This window comes from Pseudomonas sp. NBRC 111127 (assembly GCF_001320345.1).
Lineage (GTDB): Bacteria > Pseudomonadota > Gammaproteobacteria > Pseudomonadales > Pseudomonadaceae > Aquipseudomonas > Aquipseudomonas juntendi.
In genome coordinates this window covers 14870-30304 of sequence record NZ_BCBD01000057.1, presented here as the reverse complement: position 1 = coordinate 30304, position 15435 = coordinate 14870, and the positions used below count along the sequence as shown (strand labels likewise).

Sequence of the window (15435 nt, the reverse complement as noted above, 5' to 3'; positions counted from 1 at the left end):
CCGTCGGCAAACTGTGCGCCGCCGACCCGGCCTGAGCCCAGCAGGCGCGTGGCCGCTTTGCCGGTCAGCACGGTCACGCCCAGATCGAGCGCACTGCGCAGCAGGCGTGCCACCAGCGCGTTGCCATTGACCAGCTGCTGGCCGCGACGGTGCAGCAGCAGATCGCGGCCATGGCGCAGCAGCCGCCTGCCGACATGCATGGCCGCCTCGGGCGAGCGGGTGGCGTTGAAGAAGGCGGCCATGTCGGCGCCCCCGGCAATGCCCATGCCGGCCAGGCTGACGATGTCCAGCGGCGGGCGCAGCTTGCGCAGCCAAGGCCCCAGCCGGCGCCCGTCGTAGGGCAGTGCGCACAGCGAGCGGCCGCCGTGCGCACTGCCGTCACCTGCGTGCATGTCGGGCATGCGGCTGCCGCTTTGAAACTGCACGGCAGTGTGCCGCTGGAAAAACGCCACCATTTCCGGGCCGTGGTGCAGAAACGCCTGTTGGCGCGCATCCAGTTCACTGACATGGGTTTGCGCGCGCAGGTAGCGCTCCGGGGCGTCGCCCGTCTCGACGATGCCCTCGGCAACGGCCAGCGGGTTGCGGGGTATCCACAGCCAGCCGCCCGACCAGGCGCTGGTGCCACCCAGGTGGGTGGCCTTTTCGGCGATGATTACCTGCTGGCCATGGTGTGCCGCAGTCACGGCGGCCGCCAGGCCCGCGGCACCAGCGCCGATGACCAATACGTCGCATTGCAGAGGTTGCATAGCGTGGTTCCGTTAGGGCGGTGAGAAGGGGGGTGCAGGGTTTACTGCAAGGGCGAAAAACCGGTCGGCCGCATCAACCGTGAGTGCAGGCGCACGACTGCCCCCAGCTCCCGGTTGCGCCGCGAGAATTCCGCCCAGCGTGGGTCCGCCGCCATGGCCGCCCGGCGCGCCATGCGCTCGTCCAGGCTGCTATAGCCCCAGATATGCACCACCTGGTTGACGTCGCCGAACTCGCTGGTGAAAAAGCCCACCAGGTTGCCCAAATGTTCGCTTTGCACCTCCAGCGCGTGGCTCTGGTACAGCGCGAGCCAGTCGGCCATTTTCAGGGGGTCAAGGGTGTAGGTTCTCAGTTCGTAGTACATGCTGGGGTCTCCGTGGGGGTGGTGGGCGCCTGCAGGCGCGCAGCGATGTGGTTGGCAGCGAGCCAGCCGAACGTCAGGGCAGGGCCCAGGGTGATGCCGGGCCCGGGGTAGGTGCCTTTCATCAGTGAGTTCATGTCGTTGCCAACCGCGTACAACCCGGCGATGGGCTGACCGTTGCGGTTCAGTACATTGGCATCGGTGTTGGTGACCAGGCCGCAGGCCGAACCGAGGTCGCCGGTGTGGAGGCGGATGGCATAGAACGGCGCGCGGGTGAGCGGCGCCAGGCAGGGGTTGGGTTGGTGCTGCGGGTCGCCCATGTAGCGGTTGTAGCTGTTGCCGCCTTTGCCGAATGCACGGTCGGTGCCCGTGGCGGCATCACGGTTGAACTGCTCGAGGGTGCGGGCAAGCCCCTCCGGGTCCACGCCGATGGCCTGGGCCAGGGCTTGCGCTGTGGTCGCCCGGTACAGGTAGCCGGCGTCGACCAGCGCCTGGTTGTTCACGGGGCTGGGCCGCGCCAGGCCCAGGCCGTAGCGGTGCATCGCCTGGCCATCACAGACCAGCCAGCAACTGCTGATGCCTTTGGCGAACATGGTCTGCACGAAATGGTGGTACGAGTCGGATTCGTTGACGAAGCGCCGGCCGCTGGCGTCTACCGCAATCACGCCCGGTTTGGCGCGGTCGGTCACCAGGTGCGGGAAACGTTCGTGGCGACCGTCGGCATGGCGCAGTTCGGAAACCGGTGCCCAGAAGAAGTTCGCCGCCAGGCCTTCGCCTGCCGCGGCGGCCACTGCCTGGCCAAGGCGCAGTGCGGCACCGTCGTTGCTCGGCGGTGACATGCTCAGGTGCGCGCCCGCTTGCGCTGGGCGGTAGCTGGCGGCCAGCGCGCCAGCGGCGAACCCACCCATGGCGCACACCACGCCGCCACGGGCCATTACCCGTTCGCAGCGCCCGTCACGCTGTACCACCACGCCGGTGACCCTGCCGCGCTCGGTGATCAGCTCCACGGCTTCGCTGTTCAACCACAGTTGCGTGCCGTGGGCGAAGGCGCTGGTGGCGAGCCGGGCGACCAGTGCGTTGCCGGTCGTCAGCCGCGTGCCGCGCGGGTGCTGCAGCCTGTCCCGCCCATAGCGGGCCAACAACTTCAGGCAGTGCCACAGTGACCGGGGCGAGCGGCGCATGCTGAGAAAGTGCTGGATGTCCACGCGGTTGACCATCATGCCGCCGAACAGCAGCATGCCCGGCGGTGGCATCTGCAGCGCTTTGAAATGTGCACCGAGTCGCCTGCCGTCGTATTCGACCATTTCCAGCGCGCGCCCAAACTCGGTGGCGCCGGGGGCGTGCGGGTAGTAATCCGGCGAGTGCGGGCGCAGGGAATAGCGCAATTCGGTGTGTTGCTCCAGCCAGCGCAGCGCCTGGTGACCTTGCTCGATGAAGGCGTCGGCCAAGGCTGCGTTGTAGCCGTTACCAATTACGTGTTTGAGGTAGGTGCGCATGGCCTCGGGGGAGTCTTCGGCCCCCGCCGCGCGCGCCTGGTCGGTGCCGTACAGCCACACGGCGCCCCCAGAAATGGCCGAAGTGCCACCGAAGTGCCCGGCCTTCTCCACCACCAGCACTTTCAGCCCGCGGTAGGCGGCCGTAGCGGCGGTGGCAAAGCCGCCGGCGCCACTGCCCAGCACAACCAGGTCGTAGCTATGTGATGCTGCTTCATGAGTCGCCATGGCTTCAGATCTCCAGCGGCGTCACGCCCATGAAGGCGCCCAGATGGCCGAGTTGGGCAAAGGCCATTTCCGGCCCTGTCTGGATCTTGCAGCCGACCTGGCGGGCGCGGTTGAGCAGCGGGGTGATCTCGGGCGCAGTGACCACGTCGGCTACCAGGGTTTCGGGCAGCAAGGTGGCCAGCAAGGCGGCGGACAATGGCAACTCGGCACGGCTGCCCATGCCTACCGGAGAGGCATTGGCCAGCAGGTCGAAGCCTTCGAGCCCATTGAACGCGGTGTGGACCGCGAGCCCGGGGAAGGCAGTGCCAAGCAGGTCGCACAGTGCGCCCAGGCGCTCGCTGCTGGGGTCGTTGAGGGTAATACTGCCGATGCCGGCCTCGGCCAAGGCATAGGCGATGGCGCTGCCGACGCCACCACAGCCGATCACCAGTGCACGCTTGCCCGTTGGCACGAAGCCGTGCTTGCGCGCAGCACCGAGGAAGCCGGCGCCGTCAACGTTGTCACCCAGCAAACGGCCGTCGCGCTCGCGGCGCACCACATTGACCGAGCCCAAGGCCGCAGCGCGTTCGCTCAGCGCATCCAGGCGTTTGGCCAGGGCCTGCTTGTACGGCACGGTGACCACGCAACCGCGCAGGTTCTGCCAACCGCGCAGGGCACCGACAAAGCTGTCCAGCGCTGCCCCGTGCAAGTCGATGGGCAGCATGGCGACATCGCGGTGGTGGTTGGCGAACCAGGTGTTGAAGTTTTCCGGGGACTTCACCTGGGAGATGGGGGCACCGACGATGGCGACCAGTTCAGTGGAACCACGAATCATGCTGACCTCATTATTGGCGTTGTTGTGGCGCCAAGGTTGAGGTAGTCAAACGCAGACAACAATGCGCTTGGCGGCGAGTTGATGCGATAATCGCAGCCATGCTCCGGTTATCGCATTGATCGGCCCGATTAGCAGCATTGAGGTAAGGCATGCCCACCCCCGTCATTCATCCCCGCGACCTTATCGCCGGCCTGCAAAAGGGCCTGGCCCTGATGCAGGTGTTCAGTGCGGAGCAGCCGCGCCTCAGTGTGCCGCAAGCCGCCCGCCTGTCAGGCCTCACCCCCAGCGCTGCGCGGCGTTTTCTGCTGACCTTGGTGCATGAGGGTTTCGCCCAGACCGACACCCGTGAGTACTGGCTTACGCCCAAGGCCTTGCGCCTTGGGCAGGCCTATGTGGACTCGGCGCAATTGCCGCGCATGCTGCGGCCGATCATCGAGCAGGTGGCGCGGCAGACCCAGGAGCATGTGTCGGTAGGCACCCGCGATGGGGACGAAATCATTCATCTGGTGCGCAGCCGCTACAGCCATGTGGCGTCGTTATCGATCCGGCCAGGTTCGCGGGTGCCGATGTATTGCACGGCCGGGGGGCGGGTGTGGCTGGCCTGGCTGGGGGAGGGCGCGCAGGCCGAATACTTCGCGCGCAACGCGTTGCAGGCGTTGACGCCGTATACGCAGACTGACCCTGTGCTGCTGCAGGCCGAGTTGCAGCGGGTGAAGGCGCAAGGGTTCTGCATTGTCGACCAGGAATATGAAATCGGCATGCGCGTGCTGGGTGTGCCGTTGCTGGACCGCGCCGGCCAGTTGCAGGCGACGCTGACCATCACCACTCATGCCTCACGCTTGAGCATGGATGAAATCCGCTTGCGCTATCTACCGGCATTGTACGAGGCCCAAGCATTGTTGCGGCCGGTGCTGGGTTGAGCCCAGCACCGCAGGCCGCCGGTTCTACAGGGCGTCGGCCATAGCTTGGTCTTCGCCCAGGAAGCCGCCACTCTGGTGCTGCCACAGCCGGGCGTAAGTCCCTTGTTTGGCCAGCAGTTCGGCGTGAGTGCCTTGCTCGATGATGCGCCCCTCGTCCATCACGATCAGCCGGTCCATGGCCGCGATCGTCGACAAGCGGTGGGCAATGGCGATGACCGTCTTGCCTTGCATCATTTCATCCAGGCTCTCCTGAATCGCCACTTCCACTTCCGAGTCAAGCGCACTGGTGGCTTCGTCCAGCAGCAGGATCGGTGCGTTCTTCAACATCACCCGGGCAATGGCAATGCGCTGGCGCTGACCACCAGACAGCTTGATGCCGCGCTCGCCCACCAACGTGTCGTAACCACTGTTGCCCTGGCGGTCGCTGAGCTGGTCGATGAACCCGCCGGCCTGGGCATTGGCTGCGGCGGCGCGGATCTGCGCGTCGGTCGCATCCGGGCGGCCATAGGCAATGTTGTCGCGAATCGAGCGGTGTAGCAGTGAGGTGTCCTGGGTGACCATGCCGATCGCACTGCGCAGGCTGTCCTGGGTGACCTTGGCAATGTTCTGCCCGTCGATGCGGATTTCACCTTGGTCCACGTCATAGAAGCGCAGCAACAGGTTGATCAAGGTGGACTTACCGGCACCCGAGCGCCCCACCAGGCCGACTTTCTCGCCGGGGCGTATGTGCAAGGTCAAGTCGTTGAGCACCTGGCGCTCGCCGTTGTAGTTGAAACTGACCTGGTCAAAACTGACCGCGCCACCTTTGCTCACCAGCGTGGTCGCATCCGCTGCATCCTGCACCTTGGGGCCGCGGGTCAGGGTGCCCATGCCGTCCTGTACGGTACCGATGTTCTCGAACAGCGAAGTGATCTCCCACATGATCCAGTGCGACATGCCGTTGATCCGCAGGGCCATGGCAGTGATCGCGGCTACCGCACCGGCGCCGACCTGGCCCTGGTGCCACAGCCACAGTGCATAACCGCCGGCGCCCATGATCAAGGCCACGACCAGCGCCTGGTTGACGATTTCGAACAGGCTGACCAGGCGCATCTGGCGAAAGCCGGTCTGCTTGAAATCCTCCATGGCGGCACGCGCGAAATGCGCTTCACGGTTTGAATGTGAGAACAGTTTCACCGTGGTGATGTTGGTGTAGGCGTCGGAAACCCGCCCGGTCATCGACGAGCGGGCGTTGGCCTGTTCCTGCCCGACCTTGCCCAGGCGGGGGACGAAATACAGCATGGCCAGGCCGAACAACAGCACCCAGGCAATGAAGGGCAGCATCAGTTTCAGGGCAAAACCACCGGCCAGGGCGATGATCGCGATGAAGTACACGCCGATCCCGGGCAGGATCTCGATAAGGGTGAACAACACGTCGCGTACTGCCAGTGCTGTCTGCATCACCTTGGTGGTGACCCGGCCAGAAAATTCGTCGGAGAAGAACGACAAGCTCTGGCGCAGCATCAGCCGATGGAAGTCCCAGCGCAACCGTAGCGGCAAATTGATTGCCAGCACCTGGTGCTGAACCATGGTGCGCAAGGCCACCAGCCCGACGCTGACCACCAGCACGATACCGATGCCCCACAGCACGCGGCTTTCCTCGGGGCTGACGGTGCTGCCCGCCTGCCAGGCGGCCAGCAGGTCCACTACCTGGCCAAGGAAGGCGAACAGCCAGGCCTCATAGACCGATACCCCGGCACTGAGCAATGCCAGCACCAGGATGTAACCACGGGCGCCGCGCGTACAGGCCCACATGAAGCGCAACAGCCCCATGGGCGGCGGCGGCACCTCGTCGGGCGGGAAGGGGTCGAGCCTGCGCTCAAAAATACGAAGCATGCTTGTCTCCGGGCATCTGCTTTGGCGTAACCGGTAACCATACAGCACTGGGCGCAATCCGCCTGCCAATAGACACCTGCGGCGCACATTCGATCAAGCCGGCGGGCTTGACAGGTGTCTGCTTCCCCTACCATTATCCAGCCATCTCCACGCAACGGGCTTGCCAGCATGTCCATGACCAACCACGCCATCTTCGCTTCGGGCTTCAATGCCCAGGCTGGTGCGTGCGTTGCCGTTGCCAAGAAATCCAAGAAACAGCCGCTCATCTGACCGAGGCGCGCTGTCTCGTCAGGTGGGCTGACGAGACAGAAGGCGCCAGGCAACCCCGCCCGACTCCCTCCACTCTTCGCCCTGCTGACGCTGACTTTCGGTCAACATCAGGAGTTTTTGCATGTCGAATTTCCGTGGTATCTGGATCGCCCTCGTCACGCCCATGCGCGCGAATGAAATCGACTTCACCGGGCTGGAAAAGCTGGTGAAGCATTTGCTCGAAGAGGGCGTGGCCGGTTTTGTGGTGTGCGGTACTACGGGCGAAGCTGCGGCGCTGTCCAAGGCCGAGCAACTGGCGGTGCTGGATGCCGTGCTGGGCTGGGTGGAGCCGGGCAGGGTGGTGATGGGGTTGTCGGGTTACAACCTGGATGAACTGCTGGCCTTCCAGGCGCAGGTCCAGCAGCGGCCGCTGGGCGGGCTGCTGGTTCCCGCACCGTGCTATATCCGCCCTTCGCAAGCGGGTATCGAAGCCTTCTTCCGCACCGTCGCCGATGCAGCCCGCGTGCCGGTGATCGTCTACGACATACCTTACCGTACCGGCGTACGCATCGAGCAGGAAACCCTGCTGCGTATCGTGCGCCACCCGCGCATTGCTGCGGTCAAGGACTGCAGTGGCGAGCTGGAAACCACCCTGGCGCTGATCCAGGACGGTAACGCCCAAGTGCTGGCCGGTGAAGACCTGCAGATCTTCAACAACCTGTGCCTGGGGGGCGCGGGGGCCATTTCGGCTTCGGCGCATGTGCGGGCGGACCTTTACGTGCGCATGCTGCGCCAGGTGGACGCAGGTGACTGGGCGGCCGCGCGCGGCACTTTCTACCAACTGCTGCCATGGCTGAAAATGGCCTTTGCCGAGCCCAACCCGGCTGTGGTCAAGGCGGCATTGATGTTGCAGAACCTGATTGGCGATGAGGTGCGCGCCCCTATGCAGGCGTGCACGGCGGCGACCCGGGGCAAGCTGCAAGAGGTGCTGGCCGCACTCGGCGCCTGAGCCAGGGTATCTTCACGGGGGCACGGGGAGTAGCATCGGCCCCATGCGCCTTCACAGCGTCCAGGTTTTCGACCTGGAGGCAGTGCCAGAAGGCATCACGCCCCCTCGACCCGGTAGCCTTGCCACAGCCATGCCAGACGGTTTCCCAGCGTTGCCCTCGCTTAACGCGCTACGTGTTTTTGAAGTGGTCGCCCGCCACCTGAACTTTCGGCTGGCGGCCGAGGAGCTGGACGTGACCCAGGCCGCTGTTGCGCAACAGGTACGCGGGCTGGAAGCGAGCCTCGGCCTGCGCCTGTTCGAGCGCCTGCCCCGCGGCCTGGCGCTGACCGATGCGGGCCTGGGCTACAGCGCCAGCATCCGCAACGCCCTGGCCATGATCGATGAGGCCACGCGCCTGCTCCGGCCACAGGCTGCCCACCTGACGGTCAGCGTCACCCCGACCTTTGCCTCGAAATGGCTGATACCCCGGCTCGGCGCGTTTGCCGAGCGCCACCCAGACATCGATTTGCGGGTGTTGGCGACCGATCGGTTGTCGCACTTCGGCACTGACAGCGTGGATGTTGCCGTGCGCTATGGCAACCCGGACGTCGGCGCGGGGCTGAACAGTGAGCGGTTGATGGAGCAGCGGATTGTCGCGGTAGCCAGCCCGGCCCTGTTCAAGGGGGCCCACGCGCCCACTAGCTTCGCGCAATTGCAAGCGTTCGTCATGCTGCACGACGCCCACGATTTCTGGCCCAGGTTCCTGGCCGAGTTGTTCCCCCAGCACGGTCAACCCAGCGCCCGGAATCTGCGCTTCAACCAGACCTCGCTGGCTATCGACGCCGCCCTCAGCGGGCAGGGCATTGCCTTGGCCAGCCTGGCCTTTGTCAACGAGGACATCGTCGCTGGCAGGCTGAGCCAGGTGTTCGACCATGAATTGCGGCTCGACAAGTCGTTCTACCTGGTATGGCCACGCAAGCTGCAGCAACCCAAGGCGCTTGGTACCGTGCTGCAATGGCTCAAGGACCAGGCCAGCCCTCACTGAGCCGGTTCGGCTAGTGGGCGTACTTCCTTGCCCCGGCCACACACATCACCGCCCCCAGCGTGACCACCAGCATCATCCAGCTGACGTGTTCGTGCAGCAACAAGGCTGCCAGGCCAAGCCCCATGAAGGGTTGCAGCAGTTGCAGTTGGCCCACGGCCGCAATGCCACCCTGCACCAGCCCCCGGTACCAGAACACGAAGCCGATCAGCATGCTGAACAGGGACACGTAGCCAAAGCTGAACCATGCAGGGGCGCCTGCCCTGGCCAACACGTCCGCGGTTGGCAGGTTGGCGATGGTCAGCAGCAGCATCAGCGGCAGCGCCACGATCAAGGCCCAGCTGATCACCTGCCAGCCCCCCAGCCTTCTGGAGAGGCGCGCGCCCTCGGCATAACCCAACCCGCAAACCAGCACCGCCGCCAACATCAGCAGGTCACCGCTTGCCGACGCTTCGGCGCCATTGAGCAATGCGTAGCCTGCGACCAGCCCGGCACCTGCAAACGAGAACAGCCAGAACAACGGCCGCGGCCGCTCCCCGCCACGCAGTACGGCAAACCCGGCGGTGCACAGGGGTAAAAGCCCCACGAACACGATGGAGTGGGCAGAACTGATGTGCTGCAGGGCCAATGCCGTCAGTAGCGGAAACCCGATCACCACGCCCAGTGCGGTCACGGCCAACGGCAGCAAGTCAGCGCGTTGCGGGCGAGGCTGCCTCAGCAAGATCAGTACAAGCGCACCCAGCAGGCCGGCGATGGACGCCCTGGCGCAGGTCAGGAAGGTGGGCTCGAAAGCTGCCACAGCCACCCGCGTTGCCGGTAATGAGCCAGCAAAGATGGCGACGCCGATAAACCCGTTGATCCACCCGCTTGTTGATTTATCCATGGCCATACCCTTCGTTCATTCAGGCCCCAGTACAGCACCGACAACATGAGGAAGGCCATGTACAATCCAGTACAGTTGAACCGAACTGTTATGCCTATGAAACCAGTACAGTCGAGGGTGTGATGAGCCGGAACGGAACGCGGATTGATGCGGTGATGGGCGAAATAAAATCGCGGATAGCCTCGCGAACCTATACCCCTGGTGCCAGAATCCCCTCGGTGCGGGCCATGGCGCGGGCCCTGCAGGTGTCGGTGTCTACCGTGCTGGAAGCCTATGAACGGTTGATGGCCGAGGGGCTGCTCAATTCCCGCCCGGGCTCTGGCTTTTACGTCGCCGGGCCGGTCGCGCCATTGGTGCTGACCGAACTGGCGCCCAGGCTCGACCGGGAAGTGGACCCGTTGTGGATCTCGCGCCAGTCCTTGGAAACTGCCAGCGACGCGATGAAACCGGGGTGTGGCTGGCTGCCTGCCGCCTGGATGTACGAGGCGGGCATGCGCAAAGCGTTGCGCACCCTGGCGCGTTCCGACACCGTGAAGCTGACCGACTACGCCTCACCGCTTGGGCATCCGCCGCTCAGGCAGTTCTTGTCGCGGCGTTTGGCGGGGACCGGCATCGAAGCCCCGGCAGACCACATCATGCTCACCGAGTCCGGCACCCACGCCATTGACCTGATTTGCCGCTTTCTGCTGCAGCCGGGTGACACGGTGCTGGTCGACGACCCGTGCTATTTCAATTTCCACGCCCTGCTCAAGGCGCACAGGGTGAACATCGTCAGTGTGCCCTACACGGCGGCAGGCCCGGACATCGAGGCGTTCGGTGCTGCCTTGCGTGAGCATGCGCCACGGTTGTACATCACCAATGCCGGCATTCACAACCCGACCGGCGCCAGCCTGTCGCCGGTCACGGCACACCGGCTGCTGAAGTTGGCCGACAGCTCCAGCCTGGTGATCGTGGAGGACGAGATTTTCGCGGATTTCGAGGCCACACCGGCGCCTCGCCTGGCGGCCTTCGACGGGCTTTCGCGGGTCATCCAGATCGGCAGCTTTTCCAAGACCATCTCCGCCTCCATTCGCTGCGGCTACATTGCTGCGCGTGCTGAATGGATCGAGAGCCTGGTCGATCTGAAGATTGCCACCACCTTCGGCGGTGGCCGCCTTGGTGCAGACATCATTTACCAGGCCATTACCGACAGTGGCTACCGCAAACACATGGAGGGTGTTCGCCAGCGCCTGGCCCAGGCAATGACCACAACGGTGGCCAGGCTGCGCGCCCTGGGCATCGAGCCTTGGATAACGCCCCAGGCAGGCATGTACGTGTGGTGCCAGTTGCCCCACGGTAAAGATGCCGCCACGCTGGCCAAGGCCTGCTTGAGCGAAGGCGTGGTGCTGGCCCCTGGCAATGCATTCAGCCAAGCCGGTACTGCCGGTGATTTCCTGCGTTTCAACGTGGCCCAATGTGCAGATGACAGAATCTGGGACGTGTTGGCGCGGGCGTTGCTGCTCGCTCCCCTGAATAAATGTCGGGAAGGGGCTTGATCATGGAGAACGATCGTTCTACATTGAGCCCATGAGCAGACCAACGATAGATCACAGAAAACAGATCCTGGCCACCGCCGAGAAACTCATCTACGAAAACGGGATTCACGCCACGGGCATGGATTTACTGGTGAAAACTTCAGGCGTGTCGAGAAAGGGCATCTACAACCACTTCGCTACCAAAGATGATATCGCCGCTGCGGCCTTGGGTGCCCGCGACGTACGCTGGATGCAGTGGTTCAGGACTGAATGCGATAAAGCAGCCACGCCATACGCTCGCATACTGAACATGTTCACTGTGTTGAAAGGCTGGTTCGAGTCGGATGGTTTTCGCGGTTGTGCATTCATCAACACGGCAGGCGAGGTCGGGGACCCTGAAGACCCCATCCGCCAGATCGCCAAGTTGCACAAGCAGAAACTCCTGGACTACACGCTTGAACTGGCTGAGCAATTGAATGTTCGGCAACCGCCGGTCTTGGCCCGGCAGTTGTTTGTCCTGATCGAGGGCGCGATCACCACGGCGCGTGTCATGGGGGATTATCACGCTGCTGATGATGCCATGGAAGTTGCGCAACTTTTGCTGAAAGAGTTTGCGCCCTGACGTTTGAATGCCTGAAGTTGTAATCACACTTTGCTGCCCAACTCGACTGGAGTCATGATCATGTCCAATGCCCAAGCTCGCCCGCCACTTCCACCTTTTACCCGTGAAACAGCCATCGAGAAAGTTCGACTCGCTGAAGATGGCTGGAACAGCCGTGACGCGGAGAAAGTCTCGCAGGCCTATACGCTGGATACCCAATGGCGTAATCGCGTTGAGTTCGCCACTAACCGCGAAGAAGCGAAAGGTTTCCTGGCCCGCAAGTGGAAAAAAGAGCTGAATTATCGCCTGATCAAAGAGCTCTGGGCGTTTACCGATAACCGCATCGCCGTGCGTTACGCCTACGAGTGGCATGATGATTCCGGTAACTGGTTCCGCTCCTACGGTAACGAGAACTGGGAATTCGAAGCGGATGGCCTGATGCACCGTCGCTTCGCCTGCGTTAACGATATGCCTATCAAGGAAAGCGAGCGCAAGTTCCACTGGCCATTGGGCCGCCGCCCGGATGACCACCCTGGGTTGAGCGAGCTCGGGCTGTAAGTGATCTTCCGCCTGAGCGTCTTCGTTGGCGAGCTAGCCCTGCCTACAGAACGCATCAGGGCTCACGGTTGTTTGCCAGAAGATTTGCAGCCGGTGCGAGGGGCCGCGGCGAGTGGCTGAGCTTCTCGCTGATCAATGCGCCGAGCTGCTCAGCCTGGGCAGCGCTGGCGCAATTGGTGAAGCTCAGCAGCAGCCCTGAACGGCGGGGAAGCGCCAGATGCCAGCGCGACAGGGCCTGTACCGCGATTCCCTTGGTCAGCAATTGCTCCGCCAGGAGGGTGTCGCTTACCCCCTGCGGCAGGCGCAGCAGCAAGTGCATGCCGCCTGGGGACCGCTCGACATGCCAACCTTTGGGCAAACTCCGCTCCAGTGCGCCGAGGGTCAAGGCCCGGCGTTCGTTGTAGAGCCGGCGCATACGTTGGATATGACGGGTGAAATGGCCCTCGGCAATGAACTGCGCCACCAAGGCCTGGGTCATCGAGGGTGAACCGCCGGAAAACAGTGCGTGGGCGACCCGCTCGAACGCTGCAACCTGAGCCAGGGGCACCACCAGGTAGGCCAGGCGGATACCGGGGAACAGCACTTTGCTGAAGGTGCCCGCATACAGCACCCGCCCATTGCGATCCAGGCTGGCAAGCGGCGGGAGCGGGCGGCTGACATAGCGGTACTCGCTGTCGTAGTCGTCCTCCACGATCCAGGCCCCGGTGCTGGCGGCCCAGTCCAGCAGCAGTTGCCGTCGCGGCAGCGACAAGGCCATGGACAGGGGGCTCTGATGGCCCGGTGTGACCATGGCGACCTGCGCCGCCCTGGCGTTGGCGATAGCCTGCTCGACATTCATGCCCTCGGCATCCACTGCCACCCCCTCCAGTTCAAGCCCGAATTGGCGCAGTACCTGGCGCGTGACCGGATAACCCGGGTCTTCAACCCAGGCACGCTCGCCGTTGCGCAACAACGTCTGCGCCACCAGCGACAGGCTGCTGCGCCAACCGCTGGTGATGAACACCTGCTGGGCCGTGCAAGCGATGCCGCGCGACATCTGCAGGTACGAGGCAATCGCGCTGCGCAGTGCTGGCAGCCCGAGGGGCGGCGGGTAGTCCAGGTCACCCGGCTGCATCCCGCGCAGGTAGCGAGCACCCAGGCGCGCCCAGATCTTGCGCGGGAAGGCATCCATCGCTGGCAAGCCCAGTTGAAATGGCAAAAGCTGTGGCGGACGCTGCAGGGCGTCCGGGTCCTCGGGACCGTCACTGGCCGGGGGCTGTACTGTCGCCGCGGCTGCGGGCGGGCGCAGCGCAGGGTTGACCACGGTGCCTTTCTGCTTCAGGGCCAGCAGGTAGCCCTCACTGGTGAGCAACGAATAGGCAAGCTCGACGGTGCCACGTGCCACCCCCAGCTCCTTGGCCATGGCCCGCGCAGACGGCAAGCGGTCACCCGGCGCCAAGGTGCCTGCTGCTATCGCGGCGAGCACACGGTTGTAGAGTTGCCGGTAGAGCGGCGCGGCGGAGCGCTCATCGAGCGGTGCGAAGGATCGGGAAGAAAACGTCATCATGGCCTAGTTCATATACCCTTTCTTGGCTCATTCAAATGGGTTGAACGTGGTTCATCATAGCCCCGTCACCCATCGAACGAGCTTTGCCACCATGACGTTCACCCCGACCCCCTCAGTACTGCGCGAGCCTGACCTGGCTGATTCGGACCTGCGCCATCTGGACGGCGAGAGTGACCTGCATCTCGCGTTCCCGGTCATGCAGCAACTGCGCCCGCACCTGGCTGGCGAGGCCGACTTCATCGGCCGCGTCCAGCGTATGCGCGCTGAAGGCTATCGGCTGCTCGGGGGCTTCGACTCAGACCAACTCGTGGGGCTGGCAGGTTACCGCCTTCAGGAAAACCTGGTCTACGGGCGGTTCCTTTATGTAGACGACCTGGTCACCGCCGAAACGCAGCGTGGCCAGCAGTGGGGCGCACGATTACTGGCTGCCTTGCAGCGATTGGCCCAGGCCACGGGGTGTGCGCGCCTTGTGCTCGATACCGGGTTGGCCAATACCCGCGCCCAACACTTCTATTCCCGTGAAGGCCTGCACAACAGTGCCACGCGCTTCCAAAAACAGTTCGCTGCGCCTTGAGCGGCAGCACGTCTCTCATCGAGGTAACTTCATGACGTCGTCAGAGCAGCCCAGGGCGCCTTTGCGCATTCTTCGCCTGATCGCCAGCCCGAACGGTCAGGCATCAGAAAGCTTCAAACTGTCCCAGCACATTCTGCTCGGCTTGGCCGTGCAGGCTGGCAGACGCGGTATCCAGGTCACCGATTTCGATCTCAATGACCTGGCGCCCGTCGACGCCGGGTATGCCCAGGCCCTGGCCAACCCAGGAGGGCCTGAAGCCGTAGCGCAAGACGGCACATTGAACCGTTCCGACGAATTGATTGGCCAGTTGCAGGCCTGCGACCTGCTGCTGATTGCCACGCCAATGCATAACTACAGTGTGCCAGCACCGCTCAAGGCCTGGATCGATCACGTGGTACGGGTCGGCATCACGTTCCTGAGCACCGCGGCAGGCAAGGTGGGCACGGTGGTGGATCGGCCGGTTTATGTGGCCGTAGCCTCCGGGGGCTGTATCAGCGGGCCGAATGCCCGCCAACCCGACTTTCTCCGGCCATACCTGTCCGCCGTACTTGCCACGATTGGCCTAAAGCAGGTCAATTACTTCACCCTCGAGGGCACCGCCAGAGGGGCGGAGTTTCTACAAGCGGCCAGGGCTGCTGCACAGGCTGAAGTGCAAGGGTTCTTCGCCGCGTCTTCCAAGCCGCTACCGCAGGCGCAACACGCATGAGTCGCCTGAACTGGTTTACCGCCTCGCCTGGGGCCGCCAAGGCCCTCACTGGGTTGCATCAGTTCGTGACAACGCAGACCGATCTACCGGCGCCCTTGATTCATCTGGTTTTTCTGCGGGTGTCTCAACTCAACGGCTGTGCGCACTGCATTGACCTGCATTCGCGTGATCTGCTCAAGACGGGCATGTCGGTGGATAAACTGCTGTTGGTGCCGGTCTGGCATGAAGCGCACTACCTGTTCTCGGCGCAGGAACGCTCGGCCCTGGCCGGGGCAGAGGAAGTGACCCGGGTCAGTGAGACGCACGTATCGGACGCGGCCTACGCCGCCGCGGCGACCT

Annotated in this window: 15 protein-coding genes and 1 pseudogene; 9 read left to right on the top strand and 7 right to left on the bottom strand. The window is 63.9% G+C overall.

Translation table 11 applies throughout. From position 1 onward, the window contains the following. The 4 genes from APH30_RS12885 to APH30_RS12870 form a co-directional block, all read right to left on the bottom strand. Positions 1-746: FAD-dependent oxidoreductase (locus APH30_RS12885; protein ID WP_156326457.1), on the bottom strand; the 746-nt coding region annotated here is incomplete at its 3' end. Between the two features lie 41 nt (positions 747-787). Next, the gene (locus APH30_RS12880; protein ID WP_029887308.1) at positions 788-1108 is read right to left on the bottom strand and encodes an NIPSNAP family protein; all 321 of its coding nucleotides are present in this window, start codon (positions 1106-1108) and stop codon (positions 788-790) included. Then, positions 1093-2826 carry an FAD-dependent oxidoreductase gene (locus APH30_RS12875; protein ID WP_054912769.1) on the bottom strand — a complete coding sequence of 578 codons (1734 nt, stop codon included), beginning with the start codon at positions 2824-2826 and terminating at the stop codon, positions 1093-1095. The genes APH30_RS12880 and APH30_RS12875 overlap by 16 nt, the downstream gene beginning before the upstream one ends. A gap of 4 nt (positions 2827-2830) precedes the next feature. Beyond that, the gene (locus APH30_RS12870; protein WP_054912768.1) at positions 2831-3640 is read right to left on the bottom strand and encodes a shikimate dehydrogenase; all 810 of its coding nucleotides are present in this window, start codon (positions 3638-3640) and stop codon (positions 2831-2833) included. A 149-nt stretch (positions 3641-3789) separates the two neighbouring features. On the opposite strand from APH30_RS12870, the gene APH30_RS12865 reads away from it, so the two are divergent. Further along, a complete protein-coding gene (locus APH30_RS12865; protein ID WP_054912767.1) occupies positions 3790-4560 on the top strand; it encodes an IclR family transcriptional regulator C-terminal domain-containing protein in 771 nt (256 codons plus the stop codon). Positions 4561-4584: 24 nt separating this feature from the next. On the opposite strand, the gene APH30_RS12860 is transcribed toward APH30_RS12865, so the two are convergent. Then, a complete protein-coding gene (locus APH30_RS12860; RefSeq protein WP_054912766.1) occupies positions 4585-6435 on the bottom strand; it encodes an ABC transporter ATP-binding protein in 1851 nt (616 codons plus the stop codon). Positions 6436-6826: 391 nt separating this feature from the next. Between APH30_RS12860 and dapA the strand changes: the two genes are divergently transcribed. Further along, positions 6827-7693, top strand: coding sequence for a 4-hydroxy-tetrahydrodipicolinate synthase (dapA, locus tag APH30_RS12855; protein ID WP_054912765.1), 867 nt, complete (start codon positions 6827-6829; stop codon positions 7691-7693). Positions 7694-7823: 130 nt separating this feature from the next. Beyond that, a complete protein-coding gene (locus APH30_RS12850) occupies positions 7824-8717 on the top strand; it encodes a LysR substrate-binding domain-containing protein (protein WP_054912764.1) in 894 nt (297 codons plus the stop codon). A gap of 10 nt (positions 8718-8727) precedes the next feature. Here the strand turns inward: APH30_RS12850 and APH30_RS12845 are convergent, their stop codons facing one another. Then, complete coding sequence (locus APH30_RS12845) at positions 8728-9597, bottom strand: DMT family transporter (protein WP_054912772.1); 870 nt, start codon at positions 9595-9597, stop codon at positions 8728-8730. A 122-nt stretch (positions 9598-9719) separates the two neighbouring features. Between APH30_RS12845 and APH30_RS12840 the strand changes: the two genes are divergently transcribed. From APH30_RS12840 to APH30_RS12830, 3 genes are read left to right on the top strand one after another with little or no spacing between them, the layout of a single operon-like run. Then, a complete protein-coding gene (locus tag APH30_RS12840) occupies positions 9720-11132 on the top strand; it encodes a PLP-dependent aminotransferase family protein (RefSeq protein WP_054912763.1) in 1413 nt (470 codons plus the stop codon). 31 nt (positions 11133-11163) lie between these two features. After that, on the top strand, positions 11164-11733 hold the full coding sequence (locus APH30_RS12835) for a TetR/AcrR family transcriptional regulator (RefSeq protein WP_054912762.1): 570 nt from the start codon (positions 11164-11166) through the stop codon (positions 11731-11733). Between the two features lie 60 nt (positions 11734-11793). Further along, positions 11794-12270: a nuclear transport factor 2 family protein gene (locus APH30_RS12830; RefSeq protein ID WP_054912761.1), complete on the top strand. Its 477-nt coding sequence runs from the start codon at positions 11794-11796 to the stop codon at positions 12268-12270. Between the two features lie 55 nt (positions 12271-12325). Here APH30_RS12830 and APH30_RS12825 read toward each other — a convergent pair whose 3' ends face one another. After that, positions 12326-13813, bottom strand: a complete 1488-nt coding sequence (locus APH30_RS12825) for a PLP-dependent aminotransferase family protein (RefSeq protein ID WP_156326459.1) — start codon at positions 13811-13813, stop codon at positions 12326-12328. 94 nt (positions 13814-13907) lie between these two features. On the opposite strand from APH30_RS12825, the gene APH30_RS12820 reads away from it, so the two are divergent. From APH30_RS12820 to APH30_RS27890, 3 genes and pseudogenes are all read left to right on the top strand, one after another. After that, positions 13908-14390, top strand: a complete 483-nt coding sequence (locus APH30_RS12820) for a GNAT family N-acetyltransferase (RefSeq protein WP_054912759.1) — start codon at positions 13908-13910, stop codon at positions 14388-14390. 31 nt (positions 14391-14421) lie between these two features. Beyond that, the gene (locus tag APH30_RS12815) at positions 14422-15096 is read left to right on the top strand and encodes an FMN-dependent NADH-azoreductase (protein WP_156326455.1); all 675 of its coding nucleotides are present in this window, start codon (positions 14422-14424) and stop codon (positions 15094-15096) included. Beyond that, positions 15093-15431, top strand: a pseudogene (locus APH30_RS27890) (carboxymuconolactone decarboxylase family protein); the annotation flags it as partial. The gene APH30_RS12815 and the pseudogene APH30_RS27890, both read left to right, overlap by 4 nt. Between the last annotated feature and the right edge of the window lie 4 nt (positions 15432-15435).

Bases quoted from the DNA above. Each gene is read 5' to 3' on its own strand.
- APH30_RS12880 (WP_029887308.1), bottom strand. From the start codon at position 1,108: ATGTACTACGAACTGAGAACCTACACCCTTGACCCCCTGAAAATGGCC.
- APH30_RS12875 (WP_054912769.1), bottom strand. From the start codon at position 2,826: ATGGCGACTCATGAAGCAGCATCACATAGCTACGACCTGGTTGTGCTG.
- APH30_RS12870 (WP_054912768.1), bottom strand. From the start codon at position 3,640: ATGATTCGTGGTTCCACTGAACTGGTCGCCATCGTCGGTGCCCCCATC.
- APH30_RS12865 (WP_054912767.1), top strand. From the start codon at position 3,790: ATGCCCACCCCCGTCATTCATCCCCGCGACCTTATCGCCGGCCTGCAA.
- APH30_RS12860 (WP_054912766.1), bottom strand. From the start codon at position 6,435: ATGCTTCGTATTTTTGAGCGCAGGCTCGACCCCTTCCCGCCCGACGAG.
- dapA (WP_054912765.1), top strand. From the start codon at position 6,827: ATGTCGAATTTCCGTGGTATCTGGATCGCCCTCGTCACGCCCATGCGC.
- APH30_RS12850 (WP_054912764.1), top strand. From the start codon at position 7,824: ATGCCAGACGGTTTCCCAGCGTTGCCCTCGCTTAACGCGCTACGTGTT.
- APH30_RS12845 (WP_054912772.1), bottom strand. From the start codon at position 9,597: ATGGATAAATCAACAAGCGGGTGGATCAACGGGTTTATCGGCGTCGCC.
- APH30_RS12840 (WP_054912763.1), top strand. From the start codon at position 9,720: ATGAGCCGGAACGGAACGCGGATTGATGCGGTGATGGGCGAAATAAAA.
- APH30_RS12835 (WP_054912762.1), top strand. From the start codon at position 11,164: ATGAGCAGACCAACGATAGATCACAGAAAACAGATCCTGGCCACCGCC.
- APH30_RS12830 (WP_054912761.1), top strand. From the start codon at position 11,794: ATGTCCAATGCCCAAGCTCGCCCGCCACTTCCACCTTTTACCCGTGAA.
- APH30_RS12825 (WP_156326459.1), bottom strand. From the start codon at position 13,813: ATGACGTTTTCTTCCCGATCCTTCGCACCGCTCGATGAGCGCTCCGCC.
- APH30_RS12820 (WP_054912759.1), top strand. From the start codon at position 13,908: ATGACGTTCACCCCGACCCCCTCAGTACTGCGCGAGCCTGACCTGGCT.
- APH30_RS12815 (WP_156326455.1), top strand. From the start codon at position 14,422: ATGACGTCGTCAGAGCAGCCCAGGGCGCCTTTGCGCATTCTTCGCCTG.